Raw genomic sequence first — 6,915 nt, forward strand, 5'->3', positions numbered from 1 at the left:
CATGACGCTTAAGGAACTGCAAAAATGACCGAACTGAAGAACGATCGTTATCTGCGTGCGCTGCTGCGCCAGCCCGTTGATGTCACCCCGGTGTGGATGATGCGCCAGGCGGGACGCTATCTCCCGGAGTATAAAGCCACGCGCGCGCAGGCGGGCGATTTTATGTCGCTGTGCAAAAACGCCGAGCTGGCCTGTGAAGTGACGCTCCAGCCGCTGCGCCGCTTCCCGCTGGATGCGGCGATCCTCTTCTCGGATATTCTGACCATTCCGGATGCCATGGGCCTTGGCCTGTACTTCGAAACCGGTGAAGGCCCGCGTTTCACCTCCCCAATCAAAAGCAAAGCCGACGTGGATAAGCTGCCGATCCCCGATCCGGAAGGCGAGCTGGGCTACGTGATGAACGCCGTACGCACCATTCGCCGCGAGCTGAAAGGTGAAGTGCCGCTGATTGGCTTCTCCGGCAGCCCGTGGACGCTGGCGACCTATATGGTTGAAGGGGGCAGCAGCAAAGCCTTCACCATGATTAAAAAGATGATGTACGCCGAGCCGCTGGCCCTGCACGCGCTGCTCGACAAGCTGGCGAAGAGCGTCACCCTCTACCTGAACGCGCAGATTAAGGCGGGCGCGCAGTCGGTGATGATTTTCGATACCTGGGGCGGCGTACTGACAGGGCGCGATTATCAGCAGTTCTCCCTGTACTACATGCACAAAATCGTCGACGGCCTACTGCGTGAAAACGAAGGCCGCCGCGTGCCGGTGACGCTGTTCACCAAAGGCGGCGGCCAGTGGCTGGAAGCGATGGCGGCAACCGGCTGCGATGCGCTGGGCCTCGACTGGACCACCGATATCGCCGATGCGCGCCGCCGCGTGGGCGACAAAGTGGCGCTGCAGGGCAATATGGACCCGTCCATGCTCTATGCGCCGCCAGCCCGTATTGAAGAAGAAGTGTCGACTATACTGTCTGGTTTCGGCCAGGGTGAAGGCCACGTCTTTAACCTCGGCCACGGCATTCATCAGGATGTGCCGCCAGAACACGCAGGCGTATTTGTGGAGGCGGTGCATCGGCTTTCTGCCCAGTATCACAAATAAGGAGTGATTATGGATCTCGCGTCGCTACGCGCTCAACAAATCGAACTGGCTTCATCGGTGATCCGCGAGGATCGTCTGGATAAAGATCCTCCGCAGTACATTGGCGGAGCAGACGTCGGATTCGAGCAGGGTGGGGAAGTGACGCGAGCGGCGATGGTGGTACTGAAATATCCTTCGCTTGAGCTGGTGGAGTACAAGGTAGCGCGTATTGCGACCACTATGCCTTACATTCCGGGCTTTCTCTCCTTCCGCGAATATCCCGCGCTGCTGGCAGCGTGGGAGCAACTCTCGCAAAAACCTGACCTGCTGTTTGTCGATGGACACGGTATCTCACACCCGCGCCGTTTAGGCGTTGCTAGCCACTTTGGGCTGCTGGTGGATGTGCCGACCATTGGCGTTGCCAAGAAACGCCTGTGCGGCGCGTTTGAACCTCTTTCTGCCGAGCCGGGCGCGCTGGCGCCGCTTATCCATAAAGGTGAGCAGCTGGCGTGGGTCTGGCGCAGCAAGGCGCGCTGTAACCCGCTCTTTATCGCCACCGGGCACCGGGTGAGCATGGACAGCGCCCTGGCGTGGGTGCAGCGCTGCATGAAGGGCTACCGCTTGCCGGAGCCGACGCGCTGGGCAGACGCCGTGGCCTCTTCGCGTCCGGCTTTTGTTCGTTGGCAGGAAATTCAGCGATGATTCAGGTAAACTGCGCCTAATTTTCGATTCGAGAGATCATCATGCTACAAAACCCGATTCACCTGCGCCTTGAGAAACTTGAAAGCTGGCAGCACGTGACGTTTATGGCTTGCCTGTGCGAGCGCATGTATCCCAACTATGCCGCGTTCTGTAAGGAGACGGGCTTTGGTGATGGCCATATCTACCGCCGCATTCTGGATCTGATCTGGGAAACTCTGACGGTGAAAGACGCGAAGGTGAACTTCGACTCCCAGCTGGAAAAGCTGGAAGAGGCGATTCCGGTTGCGGATGATTTTGACCTGTACGGTGTCTACCCGGCGATTGATGCCTGCGTGGCGTTGAGCGAACTGCTTCACTCCCGTCTGAGCGGCGAAACTCTGGAGCACGCTATTGAAGTCAGTAAGGCGTCTATTACGACCGTCGCGATGCTGGAAATGACCCAGGAAGGTCGCGAGATGACCGACGAAGAGCTGCGTGCGAACCCGGCGGTTGAGCAAGAATGGGACATTCAATGGGAAATTTTCCGCCTGCTGGCAGAGTGTGAAGAACGCGATATTGAGCTGATAAAAGGGCTGCGCGCGGACTTACGAGAGGCTGGTGAGAGCAATATTGGTATAATTTTTAACCAATGAGACAAGAAAACTTGAGATAACGCCCGTTTTGTCGCTCCTCGACTCTTCCCTTTCGCCCCTTGTCTGGTCTACATTTGGGGGGCGAAAAAAAGTGGCTATCGGTGCGTGTATGCAGGAGAGTGCTTTTTTGGCATTTTCGTCGCACTCGATGCTTAGCAAGCGATAAACACATTGAAAGGATAACTTATGAACAAGACTCAACTGATTGATGTAATTGCGGACAAGGCTGATCTGTCTAAAGTGCAGGCTAAAGCTGCTCTGGAATCTACCCTGGCTGCTATTACTGAGTCTCTGAAAGAAGGCGATGCTGTGCAACTGGTTGGTTTCGGTACCTTCAAAGTGAACCACCGCGCTGAGCGTACTGGCCGCAACCCGCAGACCGGTAAAGAAATCAAAATCGCCGCCGCTAACGTGCCGGCATTTGTTTCTGGTAAAGCACTGAAAGACGCTGTTAAGTAAGACGCGTGGCAGTGAACAGTTTTAGCGAAGGGGCGGCAACGCCCCTTTTGTCTTTCTGGCGTGGAACGCTCGCGCTGGCAGGCATGCTGCTGCTGTCAGCCTGCAGCCACGACACCTCCCTGCCACCGTTTACCGCCAGCGGCTACGCGGACAACCAGGGCGCGGTCAGGATCTGGCGCAAAGATTCCGGCGATGAAGTGCATCTGCTTTCTGCCTTCAGCCCGTGGCATAACGGCAATACGTCGACGGCGGAATACCGCTGGCAGGGAGATGACCTGTCGCTGATTGAACTGAACGTCTACAGCAAGACCCCCGAACACGTGAACGTGCGTTTTGACGACCATGGCGAGCTGAGCTTTATGCAGCGCGAAGTCAGCGGTCAAAAACAGCAGCTTTCCAGCGATCAAATCGCTCTCTACCGTTATCGTGCCGAACAAATCCGCCAGACCAGCGATGCGCTTCGTCTGGGACGCGTTGTGCTGCGTCAGGGGCGCTGGCATGCCGATGGGACGGTGACAACCTGCGAAGGACAGACGGTCAAGCCTGAGCTTGAATCCTGGGCAACCGAACACATTCAACGCCGTCAGCGTCATTCATCAATGGAAGTGAGTGTGGCGTGGCTGGAAGCGCCGGAAGGCTCTCAGCTGCTGCTGGTGGCGAACGAAGACTTCTGCACCTGGCAGCCGACGGAAAAAAGTTTTTGATTTAAATCCCCTCTCCCTTGAGGGAGAGGGTTAGGATGAGGGGGAAATTACTCTCCCTGCTCGCGCGCAATCGCGCGATAACCGATATCCTGACGGCTAAAGCTGCCGTTCCAGTGAATATCCGCCATCAGCGCGTAGGCGCGTTTCTGCGCTTCTGCCACGGTATGGCCCAGCGCGGTTGCGCACAGCACGCGTCCGCCGTTGGTGAGGACGCGATCGTCTTCAGCCAGCTTCGTACCCGCATGGAACACCTTCGCACCTTCAATCTCTTCCAGCGGCAGGCCGTGGATTTCATCCCCGGTGTTGTAGTTGCCCGGATAACCACCTGCAGCAATCACCACGCCCAGAGACGCACGCTCGTCCCACTCTGAGGTTTTCTCGTCGAGCTTGCCTTCACAGGCTGCCATGCACAGTTCCACCAGATCGGATTTCATGCGCAGCATGATGGGCTGCGTTTCCGGATCGCCAAAGCGGCAGTTGAATTCGATGACCTTAGGGTTACCCTGCTTGTCGATCATTAGACCCGCATAGAGGAAACCGGTGTAGGTGTTGCCTTCCGCCGCCATTCCCTTCACGGTAGGCCAAATGACGCGATCCATGGTGCGCTGGTGGACTTCGTCAGTCACGACCGGAGCGGGTGAGTAAGCGCCCATACCGCCGGTGTTTGGGCCGGTATCGCCATCGCCCACACGCTTGTGGTCCTGGCTGGTGGCCATCGGCAGAACGTTCTCGCCGTCGACCATCACGATAAAACTCGCTTCTTCACCGTCGAGGAACTCTTCGATCACGATGCGGTGGCCCGCGTCGCCAAAGGCGTTACCCGCCAGCATATCCTGAACCGCGGCTTCGGCTTCTTCGAGGGTCATCGCGACGATAACGCCTTTACCTGCGGCCAGACCGTCGGCCTTGATGACAATCGGCGCGCCTTTTTCACGCAGGTAGGCCAGGGCTGGCTCCACTTCGGTGAAGTTCTGATATTCCGCCGTCGGGATGTTATGACGCGCGAGGAAATCTTTGGTGAAGGCTTTGGAGCCTTCCAGCTGCGCGGCACCTTCCGTAGGCCCGAAGATTGTCAGACCCGCCGCGCGGAACGCATCCACCACGCCAATCACCAGCGGCGCTTCCGGGCCCACAATCGTCAGATCGATTTTCTCGCTCTGGGCAAAGCTCAGCAGCGCAGGGATATCGGTCACGCTGATAGCCACGTTCTGCAGCGCGGGTTCCAGCGCGGTACCGGCGTTGCCCGGCGCTACGAAGACTGTTTTCACCAGCGGAGACTGCGCCGCTTTCCACGCCAGAGCGTGCTCGCGTCCGCCGTTACCAATCACTAATACTTTCATTTTCTGCTCCGGGAATTAATGGCGGAAGTGGCGCATGTCGGTGAAGATCATCGCAATGCCGTGTTCGTCGGCGGCGGCAATCACTTCGTCGTCGCGGATTGAGCCGCCAGGCTGGATCACACAGGTGATGCCCACTGCTGCGGCAGCATCAATACCGTCACGGAACGGGAAGAAGGCGTCAGAAGCCATGGCAGAGCCTTTCACTTCCAGACCTTCATCGCCTGCTTTAATACCCGCGATTTTCGCGGAGTAGACGCGGCTCATCTGGCCTGCGCCTATCCCGATGGTCATGTTCTCTTTGGCGTAGACGATAGCGTTGGATTTGACGAACTTCGCGACCTTCCAGCAGAACAGCGCGTCACGCAGTTCCTGTTCGCTCGGCTGGCGTTTCGTTACCACGCGCAGGTCGGCCTCTGTCACCATACCCAGATCGCGGTCCTGAACCAGCAGGCCGCCGTTCACGCGCTTGAAGTCCAGGCCCGGCACGCGTTCTGCCCACTGGCCGCAAACCAGCACGCGTACGTTCTGTTTCGCCGCGGTGATTTTCAGCGCTTCTTCAGATGCGGATGGCGCGATGATCACTTCAACGAACTGGCGGGAGATGATGGCCTGTGCGGTTTCAGCATCCAGCTCGCGGTTGAAGGCGATAATGCCGCCGAACGCAGAGGTTGGGTCGGTTTTGTATGCGCGATCGTAGGCATCCAGAATAGAGGTGCTCACGGCAACGCCGCATGGGTTGGCGTGCTTAACGATAACGCAGGCCGGCTCGTTGAACTCTTTCACGCATTCCAGCGCGGCGTCGGTGTCGGCAATGTTGTTATAGGAGAGCGCTTTGCCCTGAACCTGCTGAGCGGTCGCAACAGAGGCTTCTTTTACCTCTTCTTCTATATAGAAAGCAGCCTGCTGGTGGCTGTTCTCACCGTAACGCATGTCCTGCTTCTTAATGAAGTTCAGGTTCAGGGTGCGCGGGAAGCGGCCGGAAGGATCTTTGCTTTCACCGTGGTAAGCCGGCACCAGGCTACCGAAGTAGTTGGCAATCATGCTGTCGTACGCCGCGGTGTGCTCGAAGGCTTTGATGGCGAGGTCGAAACGCGTTTCCAGAGTCAGTGACCCTTCGTTGGCGTCCATCTCGTTAATAATGGTGTTGTAATCGCTGCTCTTCACCACGATAGCCACATCTTTATGGTTCTTGGCTGCTGAGCGCACCATAGTTGGGCCGCCGATATCAATATTCTCTACGGCATCTTCCAGAGAACAGCCTTCGCGGGCTACGGTTTGGGCAAACGGGTAAAGGTTAACGACAACCATGTCGATTGGGGCGATGTCATGCTGTTCCATAATGGCATCGTCCTGACCGCGACGGCCAAGGATACCGCCGTGCACTTTCGGATGCAGGGTTTTGACGCGTCCATCCATCATTTCCGGGAAACCGGTGTAATCGGACACTTCGGTTACCGGCAGACCTTTATCTGCTAACAGGCGAGCGGTACCGCCTGTAGAAAGCAGCTCCACACCGCGTGCGGAAAGTGCCTGAGCGAATTCGACGATACCGGCTTTATCAGAAACACTGAGCAGAGCGCGGCGGACTGGACGACGTTGTTGCATGGTAAATCCCCTGGATTTCACGATTACAGAGAGCGTTAGATGAATTTTCCTGCGAAAAACTCATCTAACACACCTGACGGGGCATCCTTATTAAGCGCGAGCATTTTAACGAAAACGTTTGCGCAACGCTCGCACATTTTCACTTTTTCGTATCATTGTGGATAAGTCTGTGTGTAAAAAGGTATAAGGCGGGGTTTTGCTGTGGAATGCAGCAGTCAGTCATTTTTCTGTCATTTAGTGGTTGCGGCCTGCTGAGAACTCCCTATAATGCGCCTCCATCGACACGGCGGATGTGAATCACTTCACAAACAGCCCGGTCGGTTGAAGAGAAAAAATCCTGAAATAACGGGTTGACTCTGAAAGAGGAAGGCGTAATATACGCCACCTCGCAACGGTGAGCGAAAG

Annotated in this window: 7 protein-coding genes; 5 read left to right on the forward strand and 2 right to left on the reverse strand. The window is 56.8% G+C overall.

Going from position 1 to position 6,915, the window contains the following annotated elements; translation table 11 throughout:
• Positions 1 to 24: 24 nt before the first annotated feature.
• The 5 genes from hemE (at position 25) to ACOTZB_RS22435 (ending at position 3,565) form a co-directional block, all read left to right on the forward strand.
• Positions 25 to 1,089: a uroporphyrinogen decarboxylase gene (hemE, locus tag ACOTZB_RS22415; protein WP_029742041.1), complete on the forward strand. Its 1,065-nt coding sequence runs from the start codon at positions 25 to 27 to the stop codon at positions 1,087 to 1,089.
• 9 nt (positions 1,090 to 1,098) lie between these two features.
• Positions 1,099 to 1,770 carry a deoxyribonuclease V gene (gene nfi / locus ACOTZB_RS22420; RefSeq protein ID WP_023309979.1) on the forward strand — a complete coding sequence of 224 codons (672 nt, stop codon included), beginning with the start codon at positions 1,099 to 1,101 and terminating at the stop codon, positions 1,768 to 1,770.
• Positions 1,771 to 1,811: 41 nt separating this feature from the next.
• A complete protein-coding gene (locus tag ACOTZB_RS22425; RefSeq protein WP_032644509.1) occupies positions 1,812 to 2,402 on the forward strand; it encodes a YjaG family protein in 591 nt (196 codons plus the stop codon).
• Between the two features lie 186 nt (positions 2,403 to 2,588).
• Positions 2,589 to 2,861: a nucleoid-associated protein HU-alpha gene (gene hupA, locus ACOTZB_RS22430; protein WP_002445246.1), complete on the forward strand. Its 273-nt coding sequence runs from the start codon at positions 2,589 to 2,591 to the stop codon at positions 2,859 to 2,861.
• An 11-nt stretch (positions 2,862 to 2,872) separates the two neighbouring features.
• A complete protein-coding gene (locus ACOTZB_RS22435; protein ID WP_421628542.1) occupies positions 2,873 to 3,565 on the forward strand; it encodes a DUF1481 domain-containing protein in 693 nt (230 codons plus the stop codon).
• A 47-nt stretch (positions 3,566 to 3,612) separates the two neighbouring features.
• Here ACOTZB_RS22435 and purD read toward each other — a convergent pair whose 3' ends face one another.
• Positions 3,613 to 4,905 (reverse strand): phosphoribosylamine--glycine ligase, encoded by a 1,293-nt coding sequence (purD, locus tag ACOTZB_RS22440; protein ID WP_421628541.1) that lies wholly within the window; start codon positions 4,903 to 4,905, stop codon positions 3,613 to 3,615.
• 15 nt (positions 4,906 to 4,920) lie between these two features.
• Entirely contained in the window at positions 4,921 to 6,510 is a 1,590-nt protein-coding gene (purH, locus tag ACOTZB_RS22445) for a bifunctional phosphoribosylaminoimidazolecarboxamide formyltransferase/IMP cyclohydrolase (RefSeq protein WP_193805493.1), read from the reverse strand.
• Positions 6,511 to 6,915: the final 405 nt, after the last annotated feature.

The sequence above is a fragment of the Enterobacter cloacae complex sp. SHL020 genome (genome assembly GCF_049236945.1).
Lineage (GTDB): Bacteria > Pseudomonadota > Gammaproteobacteria > Enterobacterales > Enterobacteriaceae > Enterobacter > Enterobacter dykesii.